This is a genomic window from Halobaculum saliterrae, from assembly GCF_009831625.1.
GTDB classification, from domain to species: domain Archaea; phylum Halobacteriota; class Halobacteria; order Halobacteriales; family Haloferacaceae; genus Halobaculum; species Halobaculum saliterrae.
Genome location: NZ_WUUS01000010.1, coordinates 19043 through 37263, shown reverse-complemented (window position 1 = coordinate 37263; position 18221 = coordinate 19043). Strand labels below are relative to the sequence as shown.

Genomic DNA, 18221 nt, shown 5'->3' with positions numbered 1-18221 from the left:
GTACTCGGGACGGCTGTATAAACGTGTTCAATGCTTCGTGCCCGTGTGAGGGCCCACCACGACACTTCCCGGCACGTGCGATCGGGGGACGGTGGCGGTCTCGATTCCCGATCAGTCCGCCCTCGACGATCGCTCGGCGACCGCCCGCACGGGTGCGCCGTCGCCGTCGACGCGGAGCGGGTAGGCCCGAAGCGTGAACCGCTCGGGCAGATCCGCGGTGAGGTCGAGGTTCTCGACGATGAACGCGCCGGCCCCGAGGAGCTCGTGGTGCGCGGGCGTTCCCGCGGGCTCGTCGTCCCCCGCCCGCTCCGTCGGCGTGGGGTCGGGGTTGATCGTGTCGAGTCCGACGGCGCAGTCGAGGTCGGCGACGTGGCGCGCGGCCCCGGGCGTGAGATACGGGTGATCGAAGTAGCGGTCGTCGCCCCAGTGGTCGCCCCAGCCGGTTCGAAGGACGAGCATGTCCGCGTCCGGGGTGCCGTCCGGGAGGGTTCCGGGCTCGATCGGCTCGCGCGCGTCCAGCCCGCCGTCGCCGCGTTCGCCCGTCAGGTCGACGAGCCGCGCGTCGAAGCGGAAGTCCCCGACGTCGTACTCGTCCAGCGTCGATCCCTCGGGCTCCATGTGTGCCGGCGCGTCGATGTGCGTCCCGACGTGGGTCGTGAACGAGAGGTGCGTGACGCGGTAGCCGTCCGACTGCATCGTCGCGCTCGACTCGGCTGAAACGCCCGGGTCGCCGGGGTACACCGGCATCCCGGGCTCGATTCGGCGCGTGAGGTCGATCGGTTCCATACCCGAACGCCGCCGGCGGGGGACCTGAACGTGACGACCGGCGTCGCCCGTGCCTCCCCGGCGGTGGACTGAACTCCCGGAGGGTCGAACACCGACCCGCGATGACGAACTGCGCGGAGGACGGCTGTGCGCGCGAGGCCGCGGTTCGCCTGCACGTCCCCTGGGACGCCGACCGCGACGTCTGCGTCGCGCACGCGAGATCGCTGGCTCAGCGCGACGGGGTCGTCGCGGAGCCGCTGGAGGGGAGCCAGGCGGAGTGGCCCTGAGTCACTCCAGCCGCCTGGCCAGCATCAACTCGTCGACGTACTCCCCGTCGATCGTGTAGTGGCCCTCCCGAACCGCCTCCCGCTCCCAGCCGTGGTCCGTGAGAAACGCCACGGCGCCGTCGTTGGTCGCGGGGATGCTGTTGTACAGCTTCTCGAACCCGTGGCTCGCCGCCCACGACTCCCCCCGCTCCAAGAGCGTCGATCCGATCCCCTTTCCACGGTACTCCGGGAGGATGCCGACCGTCAGGACGGCCGTGTGGCTCAGCTTCTCCGCCTCCGGAAGGTCGAGGTGCACCCACCCGATCACCTCGTCGTCCACGGTCGCCACCATGAACAGTCGCGACTCCAGTTCGTTGTGGCGCAACACCACCTCGTCGTGCTCGATGACGTCCGCGACCGTCTCCGCCTCGATGTACGTCCCCTCGCCGGCGACCTGCCGGATGACGCCGACGAGCCCCGACAGGTCCCGCTGGGTCGCGATGCGGACGACGTACTCCAGCCCGTCGGCGGTGTGTTCGGTCGCGCCGTTGTCCTCGTAGGCGACGCTGAGGTGGTCCTCCTCCCAGTCGAGGTAGCCGTCACGCACCAGCACTGTCGCGTGATGGCCGAACGCCGTCCGGTCCAGGTTGAGCGCCCGCCGCGCCTCGCGCTCGTGGACCGTCCCGTGCTCCTCGACGAACTCGTACAGGTCCCGCCTGTCGGTGTGGCTGAACGTGAGATTCTCTGTCAGCTCCATGGTGTTCGGTAGCACACCACAACACATAAGTGTACGCCGACCTCCAGGGTCGCCCCGACGGTCGACCGGGGACGGCCTGAGTTCGGGCCTCACCAGTCCGCATCGACCCCGGTGAGTAGCTCCGCCGCCGCGACGACGTCGTGGGTGTCGATCACCGCCTCGGCGGCGGTCCGAACGGGGACGCCGGGATCGCACTCCCGGCCCAGCCTGCGCGCGTACACGGCCAACCAGTCGTTACAGGCGGCGTCGAGCCGGTCGAGCTGCTCGGCGGAGAGACGCTCCCGGTCTCCGGTACGTGCCTCGATGTAGCGCGCGACGACCGGGCCGAGTCCGTCGCAGGCGGCCCGCCGGGCCGCCATCGCGTCCGGCGACGCCGTCGACTCGGCGCGCCTCGCCCGCGCCGCGCCCTCGGCCAGCGCCGCGATGTCGTTCGCTCGGGTTCCCCGGGTCACCCGCGGATCACCCCTCGTGGAAGTCGACGCCCTTCCCGCCCCGGGGGTGCGTCCACTCAGTCTCCGCGACGACGGCACAGGTACCACACTCGATGCAGGGCTGGGTGTCGAGGCTCACGACGCGCTCCTCGTCGCCGTTCGCCCGAACGGTCTCCTCGCGGTAGCAGCCGCCGCCGAACCCATCGGCGCTCACCGGGCACGCGGTCACTGCCGCGCCGCTCGCGTCGTAGCCGTCGTCGACGAGTTCGATGTGGGCGTTGCCGACGTCGGTGTCGTAGGTGAGGTCGCCGATGCGCTCCTCCAGCGACGGCGGCTCCGCCCCGTTCTCCGCGTCGACCGGCGCGCCCAGCTCCTCCGCGAGCACGGTCGGGACGGTCGCGTACGCGGATCGGGTGTCCGGGAGCGCCCCGAGCAGGAACGGGGAGTTGAACGCGCGCCCGACGACGCCGCCGGCGACGCGCACGCCGAGCCGACCCAGCCGGGAGTCGACGAGGTCGTCGACCGCGTCCGCGACGGCCTCCCGCTCGCCCAGGCGGCCGACTGCGCCGTATCGTCGGGGCTTGAGCTTGCTGAACAGCCCCGAGCCGTGCAGCTTGCGCTCGTAGCGCTCGCCCGCGGCGTCGGTGTCCCGACGGTTGCGCGCCTCGAGGAACGCCTCGGCGGCGAGCCCGCCGGCGGAGACGGCGTGGTTCATCCCCTTGATGATCGGCCCCTGCGCCTGCATCTGGCCGGCGGCGTCGCCGACGAGCAGCAGCCGCCCCCTGTGCGGCGAGGGGTGAGCGGCCTTCTTCGAGTCGGGGACGAGCTTCGCGGCGTACTCCCGCTCCTCGTACTCGTCGGGGAGCCACCGCCCGAGGTGGGGGTGGGTGAGCAGCGCGTCGAGCAGCTCGTGCGGCTCCGCGCGCTCGGCCGCGAGGCTGTCGAGGTGGAACACCGTCCCGATCGACAGCGAATCGCGGTTCGTGTACAGGAAGCCGCCGCCGCGGACGCCCTCGAACAGGTCGCCGGCGAACAGCCGTGCGACGCCCTCGTTCTCGTCGATGCCGAACCGCTCGTTCACCGCCGCGGGCGGCACGTCGACGGTGGCTTTCACGCCCTGGAACCACTCCTCCGGCTCGTCCCAGTCCATCAACCCCGCCTCTCGGGCGAGCTCGCTGTTCACGCCGTCGGCGGCGACGACCAGGTCCGCGCGGATCGGGTCGAGCTCGTCGCAGGTGACGCCGACGATCTCGCCGTCCTCCCAGAGCAGCCCGTCCACGTGGACTCCCGTGAGGAGGCCGGCGCCGGCCGCGGCCGTCCGCTCGTGGACGCGCTCGGCGAGCCACGAGTCCAACCGTCGCCGGAGCACCGAGTCGCACCAGGCGGTGTCGTGCTCGTGGACGCCGGAGAGGTCGATCGTGTGGACGTTCCCGTCGCCGAGACAGTCCATGTAGTTCCGGGTGACCGGGCGCTCGGTCGCCGCCTCGCGCACTCCCGGGAACAGGTCGTCGAGCGCGAACGGCGCGGACTCCTCGGCGTACAGCAGGCCGCCGGAGACGTTCTTCGATCCGGCCTCGACCCCCCGCTCCAGCACGAGGGTCTCGACGCCGTTGTCCGCGAGGACGGCGGCGGCGGCCGCGCCGCCGGGGCCGGCACCGACCACCACCGCCTCGAACGCCTCGCCGCCGTCGACGGCGGCGGCCGAGTCGAAGCCGACGTCCGGCTCGCTACTCATTCGCCCCACCCCCGTCGGTCGCGGGGTCGGCGCCCGGAGTCACCCCACCCCCGCCGTCCGCGATCGCCTCGGCGTCGAGCCCGCCCGCCTCGACGGCGTCGGTCAGCCGCGGGAGCACCTCGAAGAGGTCCCCCTCGACGAAGTAGTCGCACCAGTCGCGGATGCGGGCGTCCGGGTCGGTGTTCACGGCGACGATGGTGTCGGCCTCGTCACAGCCCACCTTGTGCTGGACCGCCCCGGAGATGCCGGCGGCGACGTAGACATCGGGCGTCACCTCCTGACCCGTCTCGCCGATCTGGCGCTCCTCGGCGGTGTACGACTCGACGTGCGCGTCGAAGCTGTACGACCCCGTGACGATACCCCGTGAGACGCCGACCGCGGCGTCCTCGAATGCGTCCGCCAGCTCCAGCGCGAGCTCCATCCCGCCCGTCGGGTCGGCTCCGATCCCCCGCCCGACGGCGACGACGACGTCGTGGCCCGAGAGGTCGACGCCGCCGGAGAGCCGGTCGAACTCCGTCACCTCGACGCGGAACCAGTCGTCGTCGAGGTCGGTCTCGTGGTCGACGACCAGCCCCTCGCGTCCCGGGTCCGGCTCGGGGGCCTCGAAGCTCCCCGGGATCACCGACGCGCCCTGCGGGTGGAACTCTCGGTCGGGGTTGTCGAGACAGAGGATCGTCGAGTACTCGAACCCCGAGAAGTCCGGCCGCTTCATGTGAAGCACGCGCTCGAACGTCCGGGTGCTCCCGGGGTCGCCGGTCTTCACCGGGTTGGAGATGCCGGCGTCCTCGATGGACAGCCCCGAACAGTCCGAGGCCAGCCCGGAGTCCAGTTCCGCCTGTACCTGCGCCGAGAGGTCCCTGCCGTTGTTCGTCGCCGGGAACAGGAGGTACCTCGGCTCGTCGTAGTCGCGCCAGTCGGCGTCGGACGGCGGCGTGGGCGCGCGGTCCTCGTCGCGGGCGGGCGGGTCCGCGCCCCACCGAGCCATGTCCGCGACGACCTCCGCGTACGGCTCGTGCCTGAACCGCGCGAGCCGGTCGTCCTCGTGGACGACGACGACGTCGGCGCCGAGCGCGATGCACTCGTCCGCGTGGTCGGCGACGTCGTCGCCGACGAGCATCGCGACGACGCGCTCGTTCGCCTCGCCCCCGCCGTCCTCGCCGGCGTTCCCGTCGACGTACTCCTCGTTGTAGCCGTCCATCAGCTCCCGGGCCTTCCCGAGCAGCTCCCGCGAGACGTCGAGCAGGTCGCCCGCCTGCGTCTCACAGTACACCCACATGTCGCGGTAGGTGCCGTCGTCCAGCGCCGTCACGTACTGTTTGTCCGCCGTCGGGTGGTCCAGTTCGGGGTGGCGTTCCTCCGGCGGCTCGCGATCGGTCACCGCTCCGCCGGTGTCCCCCTCGTCGCCCCCTTCGACGGAGTTCAGGCGGCGCTCGACGAGTCGGACCACGGGGTCGCGGTCCTCGCCGTTCGTCTCTCGATCCAGCAGGTCGCGCAGTCGCTCCGGGTCCTCGACGTCCTGGAGGGCGTTCCCGATCTCCGCGACGGACATCGCATCGAGGTCGATGTCGCCGTCCCCGCCGCCCTCGTCGTCGGCGATCCGGTCGAGCCGGCTCTCGATCACCGTGATCACCGCGTCGCGGTTCTCGCCGTCGCGTTCGGCCGACAGGAGCGCCTCGAGCTCCTCCGGGTCCTCGATCGACTGGACCTTCGGGCCGAGCTCCGAGACGTCGTGCTCCGCGGGGTCGATCTCCGGCATCGTCAGTCACCCCCCGCGTACGGCGTCAACTCCTCGACGACCGACCCCATCGCCTCCGGGTCCGTCGGGTCGACCTCGGTCGCCTCCCGCTCGGCGGGCGCCCGCGGGATCGGGTCGACCCCCGAGACGATCGTCGGCGAGCCGTCGAGACCCACGTAGTCCGGGTCGAGGTTCAGGTCCTCGTGGTCCCAGTAGGTTAGGTGGTCGTCGATGTCCTCGGCGCGCTCCCGGGCCTCCGCCCGGAGGCGCTTGCGTTCGAGCCGGTGGCGCGCCGTCCGGTAGCTGGGCTCGAACTCCGGGTCGGCGACGACGAACGCCGGCAGCGACGTCTCCACCGTCTCGATCTCCTCGACGTCGCCCTCGACGAGGCGCTTGGCGCGCAGCGTGCGATCCTCCGGGTCGATGTCGAGCGCGACGACGTGGGTGACGACCGGGACGTCCAGACACCAGCACGTCTGTGGACCGGTGTGGCCCGTCTCCCCGTCCGCGGTCTTGAACCCCGCGAACACGAGGTCCGGGTCGCCGAGGCGTTCGAGCGCCGTCGCGAGCGTGATCGCCGTCGCCCACGTGTCCGCGGCCGCGAACTGCTTGTCGGAGACGAGCACGCAGTCGTCCGCGTACACCGACGCCATCGCCTCGCGCAACACGTCCTCGTACCCCGGCGGACCCATGCTCATGACGCTCACCCGACCCCCGTGTCTGACACGGGTCTGGAGCGCCGCCCGCAACGCGTGTTCGTCGTTCGGATTCATCACCGTCGGCGTGTTCCCCCGTTCGAGGTGGCCCTCCTCGTCGAACGCGACCTTCCCCTCACGGAAGTCCGGGACGCCCTTCGTCAGTACGGCCGTGTGCATCGGTGCCATTCACCAAACTAATGTCACGTGGGTAAGGTATAACGGTTTCTCCGCCGTCCGTCGGCCGCGTCGCTCACGAGAGATCGGGAGTATACGCCCCGAAATGACAGATACAGACGCTATAGTCGGCCCGCGCGCCCAGCGTCCACGTCGATCGCGTCCACCGGACAGACGTCGACGCAGATCATGCAGTCGATGCACTGATCCTCGTGTGCGGGGTCGGCCTTCAGTTCGCTCTCCGGGTGACCGGGCGTGTCGACCCACTCGAACACGTCCACCGGGCAGTCCTCGATGCAGGCCCCGTCGGCCAGACAGATGTCGAAGTCGACGGCGACGTGAGTGCCGTGGATGCCCCGCTCCTCGGGCTTGTCGACCGGGCCCCACACCGCGTGCCCCTCGTGCTCGTCAACCTGTTCGCGGGTCTCCTCGAAGTTCGGGTCGATGGGCATTGCTACCATTTGACATCATTCCGGACGAAGGTAAAACTCCCGGCCGCTGGACGTGGAGACGGAAAGACCCAACTCCGGGCGTCGGGACATCGAGGTATGGAGCTCGCCGAGCTCGCGGCCGCCCTCCGCGCGGAGGCTCGCCGGACGAACCAGCGGCGCCTCCTCGTGCTCCACGGCGAGCGCGACGCCTGCCTCGACGCCGCCTTCACCGTCGTCGAGGCCGCCGACGTCGACGACGGGACTGCGCTGTTGTCGACGCGCGAGGGGTTCCGCTTCGAGCGCCACCGCCCGAAGCACGCATCGCGGCTGCTCGGGACGACCCGCGAGGCGGTGATCCTCGACGCGTTCGCGGAGTTCTCGCCCAACGCGGTCGGCCGGTCGGTCGGCGCCGTCGACGGCGGCGGGCTGTTCGTCCTGCTCGCGCCGCCGCTCGAGGAGTGGCCGGACCGCCGAGACGACTTCGACGAGTCGCTGGCGGTGCCGCCGTTCGGCCTCGACGACGTGTCGGGCCGCTTCCGGAGGCGGTTCGTCGAGACCCTCCGTACCCATCCGGGCGTCGCGATCGGTTCGGTCGATCCGGACGGCGGCCCGGACGACGGGATCGAACGCGACGGCCTGACCGGCGGCGAGGCGCCGCCGCCGGAGCCGGGGCCGACGACCCCTGCGAGCCCGCTGTTCCCCGGCGTCGCCTACGAGTCATGCCTGACCCGCGATCAGTCGCGTGCGCTGTCGTCGCTGGAGGCGCTGTCCGATCCCGGCTCGGCCGTCGTCGTCGAGGCGGACCGCGGGCGCGGGAAGTCGAGCGCCGCCGGCCTCGCCGCGGCGTCGCTCGCGGCCGCCGGCCGCGACGTGCTCGTCACCGCCCCGTCGTTCGCCGGCGCGAGCGCGCTGTTCGAGCGCGCCCGCGCCCTGCTCGCGGATCTCGACGTGGCCGTCCCGGTCGACGGGGACCGACGGATCGAGGTCGCGTCGTCGGGGGTCGGAGCGTCCGGAACCGAAGTAACCGACGGGGCGACACGCCGAGGCCGAATCCGCTATCTCCCGCCCGCGGAGGCGGTCGACGCCGCCGGCGACGCGGACGTCGCGGTCGCCGACGAGGCCGCCGCGCTCCCGGTGCGGCTGCTCGCCGGCCTGCTCGACGCCCCGGCGGCCGCGTTCGTCACGACCGTCCACGGATACGAGGGCGCCGGGCGCGGCTTCTCCGTCCGCTTCCGCGACCGCCTCGACGAGTCCGACCGCCGCGTGACCGACGTGCGGATGGACGACCCGATCCGCTACGCTCGCGGCGATCCGGTCGAGGGATGGGCGTTCCGCGCGCTCATGCTCGACGCCCGTCCGGCCGTCGCCGCCGCTGTGGAGGACGCGACGCCCGAGACCGTCGACTACCGCGCCGTCGACGCGGACGACCTGCTCGCGGACGAGCACCTGCTCTCGGAGGCGTTTGGGCTGCTCGTGCTCGCACATTACCGGACTGAGCCGGACGACCTCGCGCGCCTGCTCGACGCGCCGAACCTCTCGCTGCGGGCGCTGACCCACGAGGGACACGTCGTCTCGGTCGCGCTGCTGGCGCGCGAGGGCGGGCTCGACGCGACGACCCGGGAGGCGATGTACGACGGCGAACGCGTCCGCGGCAACATGCTCCCGGACGTGCTGACGAGCCAGCTCCGCGATCCCGACGCGGCGGCGCCGACCGGGATGCGGGTCATGCGCATCGCGACCCACCACGCCGTGCGGAGTCGCGGGCTCGGCTCTCAACTGCTCCGTACGATCGAGCGGGAGGTCGGGGACGACGTGGACTACCTCGGCACCGGCTTCGGCGCGACGCCCGACCTGCTCGACTTCTGGGCCGACAACGGCTACCGAACGGTCCACCTCGCGACAACGCGCAACGCGGCCAGCGGCGAGCACTCGGCGCTCATGGTGACCCCGACGAGCGACGACGGGCGGGCGTTCGCGCGTCGACACGGCCGTTGGTTCCGCGAACGGATCGACGCGGTACTTTCGGACGCGCTGTGCGATCTGGATCCGGACGTCGTCCGCGCGGCGCTGGCCGCCTGCGACGCCGCCGGCCACGCGGTCGTCGACGTCTCCGAGTACGAGTGGCGCCTGACCGTCGCCGCGGCGTACGGCCCCGGGCTCGCGGACATGGCGCCCCGTCCGTTCCGACGCCTCGCCCTCGCGCACCTGCTCGACGGCGAGTGCGACCTCGCGGCGCGGGAGGAGCGCCTGCTCGTCCGGAAGGTGTTGCAGGCGCACGACTGGGTGTCCGTGACCGACGAACTCGACTACGTCTCGACCGCCGAGTGCATGCGGAGCCTCGGACGGGCGCTCCAGCCGCTGGTGGACCGCTACGGCGACGAGGTCGCGCTCCACGAGCGCGAGCGGTACGAGTGAGGCCGGCGCTCGTGACGACGACGGAACTTATCGGTCCTCGTCGCGGATCCTCCCCATGGTCGACCTGATCACCGCGGCGGCCGTCCTCGTCCTCGTCGCCGGCGTGGTCGGGAGCGTCGTGCCGCTGGTGCCGGCGGGACCGCTCTCGGCCACCGGCGTCCTCGTCTACTACTTCCTCGCGCCACCGTCGGCGCCGGCGCTCGGCGTCGGCTGGGTCGTCGTGTTCGTGCTCGTCGGGTTGATCGCGTTCGCCGTCGAACACCTCGGCGGCGCGTTCGCCTCGAAGGCCGGCGGCGCCGAGACGACGACGATGGTGGTCGCCGGCGTCGCGTCGCTCGCGCTGTTCTTCGTGCTCGGCCCGCTCGGAATCGTCGTCGGCACCGCGCTCGCCGTACTCGGCGCCGAGCTGTACGCCGGCAAGGAGCCGGTGGCGGCGGCCCGGGCCGCCGGCTACACGCTCGCGGGAATGCTCGCCTCGTCGGTCGCGCAACTCGCGTTGACGCTGTCGGTCCTCGTCGGGTTCGTCGCGGTCGTGTTCGTCCGCTGAACCGCATTCCCTCGCGACTCGCCCCCTCCCCGGTCAGCGCCGAGACTCGACGCCGAGCAGGTCGCGCGCCTCCGCGGGCGTCGCGACCGGCCGGCCGAGTTCCTCGGCGATCCGCGCCGCCCGCGCGACGAGCGCCTCGTTCGTCGCCAGCTCCCCCTTCCGGAGGTAGCTGTTGTCCTCCAGCCCGACGCGGACGTGTCCGCCGAGGATCAGCGACTGCGTCGTCAGCGGGAGCTGATGCGGACCGAACCCGATCACGTTGAACTCTGCGTGCTCGGGCAGTTGGTCGACCATCCGCTGGAGGTTCGCCGGCGACGGCGGCGCGAGGGTTCCGGGACCGAAGATGAGGTTGAGGTACGGCGGCTCGTCGAGGTCGTCGAGGATCCGGAACGCCTCGTTGAGGTGGCCGTTGTTGAACACCTCCAGCTCCGGCTTGATCCCCCGCTCGCGCATCTCGGCGTGGAGGCCGTCGATCGTGTCGCGGGTGTTCTCGCTCGTGAGTCGCCGACCGCGGTTCATCGGCCCCATGTCGAGGCTCGCCATCTCGGGTGTCGGATCCGTCCGCAGCGGCTCCGCGCGGAGGGCGTCCGGCGCGGCGGTGCCGCCCGTCGAGTGCTGGACGATGACATCGTCGGTCGCGTCGCGGACGGCGTCCGTGACCCCCTGAAACCGCTCGGTCGAGAACGCGCGCTCGCCGTTGTCCCGGCGGGCGTGCAGGTGGACGACCGCCGCGCCGGCGTCCTCGACCGCAGCGGCTGCCTCGGCGATCTCTGCCGGCGTCTCGGGAAGGTCGGGATGTGCCTCCTTCCCCTGAATGCCCCCCGTGAGCGCGGCGGTGATGACGACGGGCTTGCCGTCGAGGTACTCCTCGTAGGTCATTCGTCCCAGTCCAGTCCCGCGTGCTCGCGGAAGATCTCGCAGTCGGACTCCGGATCGAGTCCGTAGCGCTCGTTGCAGATGTCGGCGTGCACCGGCTGGACGAACTCACCCGTGACGGTGCAAAACGCCCGGGCGGTGTCGAACTCCCGATCGCCATCGGACTCGCGGTACTCGAGGTGTGGACAGGCCATACGCGACGCACGGCGCCCGGCGTCATCAAAGCGCGCGTCGGTGACGCCGGCGTAACCGGGCGGCCTCACGCTCGAACCGTGACCGACCGGCGGCCGGAGCGGTCACGCCAACACGACGCCCTCGAACCCGCCGGTGAGCACGACCTCGTCGCCGTCGCGGTGACAGACCACGTCCGCCTCGACCTCCGCTCGGTCGCCGTCGTCGCCGTGGTCGACGGCCTCGACCGTGACCTCACAGCCGATCCGCTGGCCGGTGTAGACGGGTCGGTGGAAGTCGAACGTCATCGTCCGCGCGAGCACGTCGAGGTCGCCGCCGATCTTCGTCGCCATCGTCGCCGTGAGCAGGCCGTGGACGAGCAGTCGACCGTCCTCGTCGGGCACCTCGTGGTGCTCGCCGCGGTCCTCAGAGAGGTCGGCGAAGGCCTCCACCTCCTCGACGGAGAAGGTCCGTTCGTACCGCAGGGTCGTCCCCGGTGACGGCAGGTCGTCGGGATCCATGGTCGTCGCGTCGGAGGCTCGACCCGTGAACGTGTTGCTACGGGCGAACCGCCTTCACGTCGCCCTCGCCCGCCCGCCGAACCACCGCGCGGACGGGATCGCGGACGCCCGCGAGGTTGTCGCTGTCGCCGTCGAGGACGACCAGGCTGGCGGGTCGGCCCTCCGCGAGCACGCCGCAGTCGAGCCCCGCGATCTCGGCGCCGTTGACAGTCGCCATCCGGAGCACCTCGACGGCGGAGGCGTCGGTGAACTTGGCGGCGAACTCCATCTCGCGGAACATCGAGGGGGCGTTGAGCATCACGTTGTCCGTGCCCAGCGCGACGGTCGTGCGGTCGAGCAGTTCGCGAACGGGGGGAACGCCGACCCCCGTGACGAGGTTCGAGCGCGGGCAGACGACGACGGGCCACTCGGCGTCCGCGAGCCGGTCGAGGTGCGTCTCGTCGGGATGGACCATGTGGACGATGTGGTCCGGGTCGAGATCCATCGCGGCCCCGACGTCCAGCGAGTCGCGCTCGCCCGCGTGGATGCCGAACAGCTTCCCCGCGCGCCGGGTGGCGTTGCGCTCGGCGTCGAAGTCGGCGTCGCGGGCGCCGCTGGCGCCGAAGCCCGCGGCGAACGGGTGCTCCATCGCCTCGACCGTCTCCCGGCCGAGGACGACCGACTCGACCGGCAGGCCGTCGCTTGCGGCCTCGATCGCTTCGACGCCGGCGACGCCCCCCTCGCGGAACTCCACGTGCGCGGTCGTCCCCGTCGCGTGCATGTACCGCAGCGAACGCCGCATCGCCGCCACCTTCTCCTCCGTGGGCGTGTCCCGGAGGATCCGGTGTTTCAGCCCGTCCGGCGGCGCCACGAGGTCGTCGAGGTCGAGCCCACCGCCGGCCTCCTTCGCGACGGAGTCGCCGATGTGCGTGTGGGCGTTGACGAACGCCGGGCAGACGATGTCGTCGCTGGCGACCGACGCCTCCTCGATCGCCGCGACCGTCCCGTCCTCGACCACGAGTCGCCCCTCGACCGCCTCGAAGTCGCTGCCGACGAGGATCGTCCCCTCGTAGGTGGTGACACCGGAGGTGTCGACGGTCTCCCCGTCGGTACTCCCCCGTTCGGCGGTTGCCTCCCCGTCGCGCTCGCGGCTCATTCGCCGGTCCCCGCGCCGCCGGTCTCGAACTCGTCGAGCGTCGCGTGGACTCGCTGGCGAACGTCCGAGACGAGCGTTCCATCGATGTCGAGACCGAGCACGTCGACGGCCGCCTTCCCGACGCGGTCGGTCGCGTCGGCGAGGGTGTACACGCCCATGCGCCACTGCTGCTCCTGAGCGGTCCGCAGTGCGCTCACCAGCGGCGAGTGGTCGCCCAGCCGGCGGACCTTCCCCCCGACGAGCACCTCCGAGGTCGACTCCGTCATCGACGGCGCCGCCGGCACGTCGAGGACGACCTCCGACGGGTCGACCGCGGCGCGCTCGGCGATGTCGGCCTCCAGATCGCGGATCGTCCCGTGGTCCCCCTCGCGAAGCGAGTCCGGGGTGTCGTCGTACTCGGCCCAAACGGCGCGTTTGAACAGGTCGCGTCGGTCGTACCGGTCGGCGAACGCCTCCGTCTCGGGGGTCATCCGCAGCGCGCCGATCAGGTCGTAGTCGTCCATCCGACGGACGCGCTCGGCGGAGATGTCCGGCGTCGCGATCAGGCGCTCGGTCGCCCGGCGGAGCATCGCCTTCGAGATCCGCGCGACGGGGTGGGCGTACACGGTCGGCGTCATCAGCGCCCGCGCCATCAGCAGCGACTCGGCGGTCTGGACGTTCCCCTCGTCGAGCACGAGGTTCCCGTCGGCGAACGTCAGCTCGCGGACGAGGCGCTCGTGGTCGATGGTGCCGTAGGGGACGCCGGTGTGGTGGGCGTCGCGCACCAGGTAGTCCATCCGGTCGACGTCCAGTTCCCCCGACACCAACTGTCCGTACTGCCCCTCGCCGGCGATGAGTCCAGCGACCCGCTCGGGGTCGAGGTCGTGGTCGGCGAGCACGTCGCCGACCTCGGTGTCGACGAGCAGGTCGGTCACGTCGTCGTGATAGAGCCCGGTGTGACGGTGGATCAGCTCCTCGACGTTGTGCGAGAACGGCGCGTGGCCGATGTCGTGCAACAGCGCGGCCGCGCGGACGCGCTCCGCCTCGATCCCCCCGACGCCCAGCGAGTCGAGCGCGCGGTCGGCGAGGTGGTACACCCCGAGGGAGTGCTCGAACCGGGTGTGGTTCGCGGAGGGATACACCAGCTTCACCGTCCCGAGCTGGGCGACCCGCCGAAGCCGCTGGACCGGCCCCGTGTCGAGGAGGTCCTCGGCGACCCCGTCCACGGAGATATGGTCGTGGACGGAGTCCTTGATCGTCGTCATTGACCCGCGCTTCGCCGGCATCGTTCATAAACTGTGGGCGACGCGGCCCCCGACGACCCGACCGAGCCGCGAGCGGTGGCGGGCGTCGCCCGGCCCCGGGTCAGTCCCTGATCGGTCCCGCCCGGACGCCGAGCACGTCCTCGGCGGCGGCCGCGACCGCGTCGGTGTGCTCGGCGGGCGCGTACACGCCCATCCGCCAGCCGGCACGTTGGGACGCCCGGAGTCCGGGGACGAGTTCGGACGCGTCCTCGAGGCGCTGTGGGACGCCGTCGACGACGACGCGGCTGCCGGCCTCCGTGAACGTCGGCCGGCCGGGCACGTCGACGATCACCTCGCGGTCGTCGACGTCGGCGAGGTCGGCGATCTCGCGCTCGGCCGCGCGCTCGTCGGCGTGATCGAGCTCGACCACGTCCGCGGGCGTCGCCGACAGGTCCGCCCAGATCGCGCGCTTGTACAGGTCGCGGTACTCGATGCGCTCGCCGAGCTCGGGCACGTCCTCGCGCAGCGCGACGAGCAGATCGTGGTCGGCCATCCGACGGAACCGGTGCACGTCGATTCCGGCGTCCGATTCGAGGAGTCGCTCGGAGGCGCGTTCGAGCATCGCGCCTGCGACGCGAGAGACGTGGTGTCGGTAGACGGTCGCGTCCATGAGCGCCCGCGCGAGCAGCAGCGACTCGGCGGTCTGGACGTTGCCCTCGGCGAGCACGAGCGCCCCGTCCCGGTACGTGAGTTCGCGGACGAGGCGCTCGTGGTCGATGGTGCCGTAGGGGACGCCGGTGTGGTGGGCGTCGCGCACCAGGTAGTCCATCCGGTCGACGTCCAGTTCCCCCGACACGAGCTGTCCCAGCTCCCCCTCGCCGCGAACGATCGCGGCGACGCGGTCGATCGAGAGGCCGTGGTCGCGGAGCACCTCGCCGGCGTCCGTGTCGCCGAGGAGGTCCCCGAGCTCGTCGTGGTCGACGCCGGTTCGGCGGCGGATCACCTCCTCGGTCTGGTGGCCGTAGGGACCGTGGCCCACGTCGTGGAGGAGGGCGGCGGCCCTGAGGTGTCGCGCGCGGTCGCCGTCGACACCGAGGTACTCGAGCGCGCGGTCGGCGAGGTGGTATACCCCGAGCGAGTGCTCGAAGCGGGTGTGGGACGCGGAGGGGTAGACGAGCCGGACGGTGGAGAGCTGCTTGATGTGGCGCAGCCGCTGCACGGTGCGCGTGTCGAGGAGATCGGTGGCGACGGGGTCGAGGGTGATGTAGTCGTGGACGCTGTCCTTGATCGCCTTCATGTCGGTCTATCGAAGAAGGCGGGGGTGGGCGTGTAGTCGTGTCGGTGTCGAGCCCGATATTCCCGCGGTCGGAACTGTCGGCTTCACCGCACCCGCGTCCGGGACCGGTTCCAGAGCGACGCTCTCACGAACCGCTCACCACCGTCACAGCGGGCCGTCGGAGGCCGTGTACCGTCGCTACTTCAGGGGAGTCGCGGTCGCGGTTCCGCACCCGGAAACGCGCACGCGATGATCCGCGTACTCGAAGGAGACCGTGACCCCGCCGTCGGATCCGTCCTCCGCTCGACCGGAGAATATCGCGTTCAACGCGTCGGGATCGATCACGTCGTACAGCGGAGGGAGTTCGAGTGGATCCACTCCACTGACGGAGGCGACCCTGGCCACTACCGCGAGGATCGCGGTCGCGTCGGTCCCCTCGATGGCCGTCCGATCGACTACCGCCATCCCGTTGCTGACATCGACGGCGCTTCCGACAGCGGAACCGGTCTGCCTCCCCATGTCTTTGTACCGCATACGAGCCGTACTACGAGAGGTCCCGGGTTGAACTGTTCTCCTTCACATGAAGAAGGTATTTAGACGGGTCACCCACAGGGGACCCGGTTGTCACCTCAGAGGTCGACGAGGGCGGCTTTGATGAGCCGGTTCGTCCCTCGTCGAAGGCGGGACCCGAAGGACTGTCCCGTGATTCCGAACTCCGATCCCAACTCCTCGAGGGTTACCCGTCGCGGCGAGTCGAAGTACCCTCGCTCGTATGCGGCGATCAGCGCGTCGCGCTGTCGTTCGGTGAGGGTGTACTCGTCGGACCCCACGAGCGGCATCAGCGTATGGAGTGTCCGTAACTCCAGGTGGATCGAGGACTCCCTGCACTTCGCTTGAAACTCCTTGATCGCATCGGCGTCGTCTCCTCTGACCTCCAGTGTCCACCCCTCGTCCGTTCCTTCCGCGGACACGAGGGTGACGTTCGTCTCACGGGTGACACGTATGATCCCGTCGGCGCTGGGGTTCCATTCGACGCGGACGAGGAGCTCCCCGTCCACGTCATCGACCACCTGGGTCCGTTTCACCTCGGGGCTGTCCCGGAGGGCCTCGACGATCTCCTCGGAATCGGAGCCGTACACCCAGAAGTACGGGATCGGGTCGGAACGGGTCGGCACGACCTGTTCCAGACGTATCCTCACCTCCGGTCGGTTCGCGATGAGGCTCCCGAGGGGGAAGTCGTCGGGGACGATAGTGAACTCAGCGACAGTCGACATGGAGGACGGCGGCACTCCGGATGGATTAGTAGCCGGGGCGTACGACGCGACCCTGCTTCCGTACGGGCACGATACTCACCTATGGAGGCGATACGCGATGGAGGCGATATGCGCACGAGCCCGCGGTGTGGGTACCGGCCGGCCGCCACCCGACGCGGGCATCGATATACGGATTCGATGGGCGCCCGTCGCGCACCCCTGACTGGCGAACCTCAGATCGGCACGCCGACTTCCTCGTAGTCCGTGCCGAGGATCACCATCGTCTGCGACCGGTCGAACCCGTCCATCGTCGCGATCTGGCCGAACATCAGGTCGCGGAGGTCGTCGGTCGACTCCGCGTACACCCGCATCATCACGTCGTACTCGCCCGTCGTGAGGTGCACCTCGCGGACGCCCTCGACGGCCCGAAGCGTCTCGAGCGCCTCCTCCTCGTGGCCCTGTCGCACCCGGAGCCCGACGAACGCCGAGACGCCGTAGCCGAGCGCCTTCGGGTCGACCTCCGCGCGGTACCCTCGCAGCACGCCCGCCTCCTCCAAGCGCGAGACCCGGTCGTGGACCGTCGCGCTCGACATGTCGATCCGACGCGCCACCTCGCTGAACGGCGTCCGCGCGTCCTCCTGGAGGATCCGGAGGATCTCTCGGTCGGTGTCGTCGAGTTCCATAGCGGCATCTGCCGCCTCTGCACCTTTGCGGTTTGGGTTCGCGTGACCCGTGCCGCTCGTTCGCGTTCGACCGGCTACTGCTCGGCCACCGACCGGACCGCCCGCGCGGCCGCCAGCGCCTCCTCGTGCACGCCGCCGTTCGAGGCGACCAGTCCCGACGAGTCGTGGCGCCACGGCTCGCCGTCGAGATCGGTCACCGTGCCGCCGGCGGTCCGAACCATGTGGACGCCGGCGACGGTGTCCCAGGGGTTGCAGTCGACGTTCGTGATCGTCGCGTCGAGCGCCCCCTCGGCGACCATCGCGAGCGTCACCTGCGCGGAGCCGAACCGCCGCATGTCGCCGAAGCGCTCGACGATCTCGGCGCACGCGCGGGCGTACTCGTCGCGGGCGTCGAAGTCCCACCAGACGGTCGGCGACACCGCCGCCGTCTCCGGGTCCGTCCGGTCGCTGACGGTCACGCGCGTCCCGTTCCGGGACGTTCCATCGGCGTCGGCGACGTACACGTCGTCCATCGCGGGCAGGACGTTCGCGGCCGCGACGGGCTCGCCGTCGACGACCGCGGCGACGGCCGTCGCGAACGCCCTGATGTCGCGGACGTAGTTGTTCGTCCCGTCGATGGGGTCGATCACCCAGACGGCACCGGTGTCGGGCACCGACTTCAGCTCGTCCTCCTCCTCGCCGACGATGGCGTCGTCCGGGTAGTCCTCGCGGATCCGTTCGATGACGGCCCGCTGTCCCGCCCGGTCCGCCTCCGTCACCACGTCCGTCTTCCCGTTCTTCTGCTCCACGTCGATGCCGTCGCGGAACCGCTCGCCCGCGACGGCCGCCCCCGCCCGCGCGGCCGCCTCCGCGACCGCCGCTCGGTCGGCCTCGGATTCGGAGCCCTGCGCTGTCATGCGCACCCCCTCGGGCACCAGCCCGGAATAGCCGTCGGTTCCGGACGGCGTGTCGAGGTCGAGTCGCGGGGCATCGCCGGATTCGGGTCGACGAGGCGGTCGCGGGCCCACCTCGGACGCGGGTCTCCGATGGTCGACGACTCGATCGGTGGGTCGTTCGACCGCCGGATGCCGGCCGCGGTCGCGCCTCGCGTCCCGCGAGAGTTTTATTCTCGGGTGTGACTACCTCTCGA

The 18221-nt window shown here is 71.2% G+C and carries 20 protein-coding genes; 3 read left to right on the top strand and 17 right to left on the bottom strand.

Going from position 1 to position 18221, the window contains the following annotated elements:
* Positions 1-111: 111 nt before the first annotated feature.
* A complete protein-coding gene (locus GRX01_RS15095) occupies positions 112-786 on the bottom strand; it encodes a cyclase family protein (RefSeq protein ID WP_159669354.1) in 675 nt (224 codons plus the stop codon).
* 101 nt (positions 787-887) lie between these two features.
* On the opposite strand from GRX01_RS15095, the gene GRX01_RS18930 reads away from it, so the two are divergent.
* Positions 888-1052 (top strand): hypothetical protein, encoded by a 165-nt coding sequence (locus GRX01_RS18930; RefSeq protein ID WP_201289619.1) that lies wholly within the window; start codon positions 888-890, stop codon positions 1050-1052.
* A gap of 1 nt (position 1053) precedes the next feature.
* On the opposite strand, the gene GRX01_RS15090 is transcribed toward GRX01_RS18930, so the two are convergent.
* The 6 genes from GRX01_RS15090 to GRX01_RS15065 all read right to left on the bottom strand — a co-directional run bounded on the left by GRX01_RS15090 (position 1054) and on the right by GRX01_RS15065 (position 7013).
* Positions 1054-1788 (bottom strand): GNAT family N-acetyltransferase, encoded by a 735-nt coding sequence (locus GRX01_RS15090; protein WP_159669351.1) that lies wholly within the window; start codon positions 1786-1788, stop codon positions 1054-1056.
* A gap of 89 nt (positions 1789-1877) precedes the next feature.
* The gene (locus GRX01_RS15085; RefSeq protein ID WP_159669340.1) at positions 1878-2240 is read right to left on the bottom strand and encodes a hypothetical protein; all 363 of its coding nucleotides are present in this window, start codon (positions 2238-2240) and stop codon (positions 1878-1880) included.
* A 7-nt stretch (positions 2241-2247) separates the two neighbouring features.
* Positions 2248-3954 carry an FAD-dependent monooxygenase gene (locus GRX01_RS15080; protein ID WP_159669337.1) on the bottom strand — a complete coding sequence of 569 codons (1707 nt, stop codon included), beginning with the start codon at positions 3952-3954 and terminating at the stop codon, positions 2248-2250.
* Entirely contained in the window at positions 3947-5710 is a 1764-nt protein-coding gene (locus tag GRX01_RS15075) for an electron transfer flavoprotein subunit alpha/FixB family protein (protein WP_159669334.1), read from the bottom strand. The genes GRX01_RS15080 and GRX01_RS15075 overlap by 8 nt, the downstream gene beginning before the upstream one ends.
* Positions 5711-5712: 2 nt before the next feature.
* The gene (locus GRX01_RS15070; RefSeq protein ID WP_159669749.1) at positions 5713-6564 is read right to left on the bottom strand and encodes an electron transfer flavoprotein subunit beta/FixA family protein; all 852 of its coding nucleotides are present in this window, start codon (positions 6562-6564) and stop codon (positions 5713-5715) included.
* Between the two features lie 119 nt (positions 6565-6683).
* Positions 6684-7013: a 4Fe-4S dicluster domain-containing protein gene (locus GRX01_RS15065; protein WP_159669331.1), complete on the bottom strand. Its 330-nt coding sequence runs from the start codon at positions 7011-7013 to the stop codon at positions 6684-6686.
* A gap of 96 nt (positions 7014-7109) precedes the next feature.
* Between GRX01_RS15065 and tmcA the strand changes: the two genes are divergently transcribed.
* Together tmcA and GRX01_RS15055 are read left to right on the top strand one after the other, a co-directional pair.
* Positions 7110-9407, top strand: coding sequence for a tRNA(Met) cytidine acetyltransferase TmcA (gene tmcA, locus GRX01_RS15060; RefSeq protein WP_159669328.1), 2298 nt, complete (start codon positions 7110-7112; stop codon positions 9405-9407).
* A 55-nt stretch (positions 9408-9462) separates the two neighbouring features.
* A complete protein-coding gene (locus GRX01_RS15055) occupies positions 9463-9954 on the top strand; it encodes a DUF456 domain-containing protein (RefSeq protein WP_159669325.1) in 492 nt (163 codons plus the stop codon).
* 33 nt (positions 9955-9987) lie between these two features.
* Here the strand turns inward: GRX01_RS15055 and GRX01_RS15050 are convergent, their stop codons facing one another.
* The 10 genes from GRX01_RS15050 to GRX01_RS15005 form a co-directional block, all read right to left on the bottom strand.
* The gene (locus tag GRX01_RS15050) at positions 9988-10833 is read right to left on the bottom strand and encodes a BKACE family enzyme (RefSeq protein ID WP_159669322.1); all 846 of its coding nucleotides are present in this window, start codon (positions 10831-10833) and stop codon (positions 9988-9990) included.
* The gene (locus GRX01_RS15045; RefSeq protein ID WP_159669319.1) at positions 10830-11024 is read right to left on the bottom strand and encodes a hypothetical protein; all 195 of its coding nucleotides are present in this window, start codon (positions 11022-11024) and stop codon (positions 10830-10832) included. The genes GRX01_RS15050 and GRX01_RS15045 overlap by 4 nt, the downstream gene beginning before the upstream one ends.
* A gap of 102 nt (positions 11025-11126) precedes the next feature.
* Positions 11127-11522 (bottom strand): dehydratase, encoded by a 396-nt coding sequence (locus GRX01_RS15040; protein ID WP_159669317.1) that lies wholly within the window; start codon positions 11520-11522, stop codon positions 11127-11129.
* 37 nt (positions 11523-11559) lie between these two features.
* Positions 11560-12657, bottom strand: a complete 1098-nt coding sequence (locus GRX01_RS15035) for an amidohydrolase family protein (protein WP_159669314.1) — start codon at positions 12655-12657, stop codon at positions 11560-11562.
* Positions 12654-13901 (bottom strand): HD domain-containing protein, encoded by a 1248-nt coding sequence (locus GRX01_RS15030; protein ID WP_159669312.1) that lies wholly within the window; start codon positions 13899-13901, stop codon positions 12654-12656. The genes GRX01_RS15035 and GRX01_RS15030 overlap by 4 nt, the downstream gene beginning before the upstream one ends.
* A 100-nt stretch (positions 13902-14001) precedes the next feature.
* On the bottom strand, positions 14002-15177 hold the full coding sequence (locus GRX01_RS15025; protein WP_159669309.1) for an HD domain-containing protein: 1176 nt from the start codon (positions 15175-15177) through the stop codon (positions 14002-14004).
* Positions 15178-15354: 177 nt separating this feature from the next.
* Positions 15355-15690: a HalOD1 output domain-containing protein gene (locus GRX01_RS15020; RefSeq protein ID WP_201289618.1), complete on the bottom strand. Its 336-nt coding sequence runs from the start codon at positions 15688-15690 to the stop codon at positions 15355-15357.
* 95 nt (positions 15691-15785) lie between these two features.
* Positions 15786-16430, bottom strand: a complete 645-nt coding sequence (locus GRX01_RS15015; protein WP_159669306.1) for a helix-turn-helix domain-containing protein — start codon at positions 16428-16430, stop codon at positions 15786-15788.
* A gap of 212 nt (positions 16431-16642) precedes the next feature.
* Complete coding sequence (locus tag GRX01_RS15010; RefSeq protein WP_159669304.1) at positions 16643-17092, bottom strand: Lrp/AsnC family transcriptional regulator; 450 nt, start codon at positions 17090-17092, stop codon at positions 16643-16645.
* A 74-nt stretch (positions 17093-17166) separates the two neighbouring features.
* Positions 17167-17988: an inositol monophosphatase family protein gene (locus GRX01_RS15005; RefSeq protein ID WP_159669301.1), complete on the bottom strand. Its 822-nt coding sequence runs from the start codon at positions 17986-17988 to the stop codon at positions 17167-17169.
* Positions 17989-18221 lie beyond the last annotated feature (233 nt).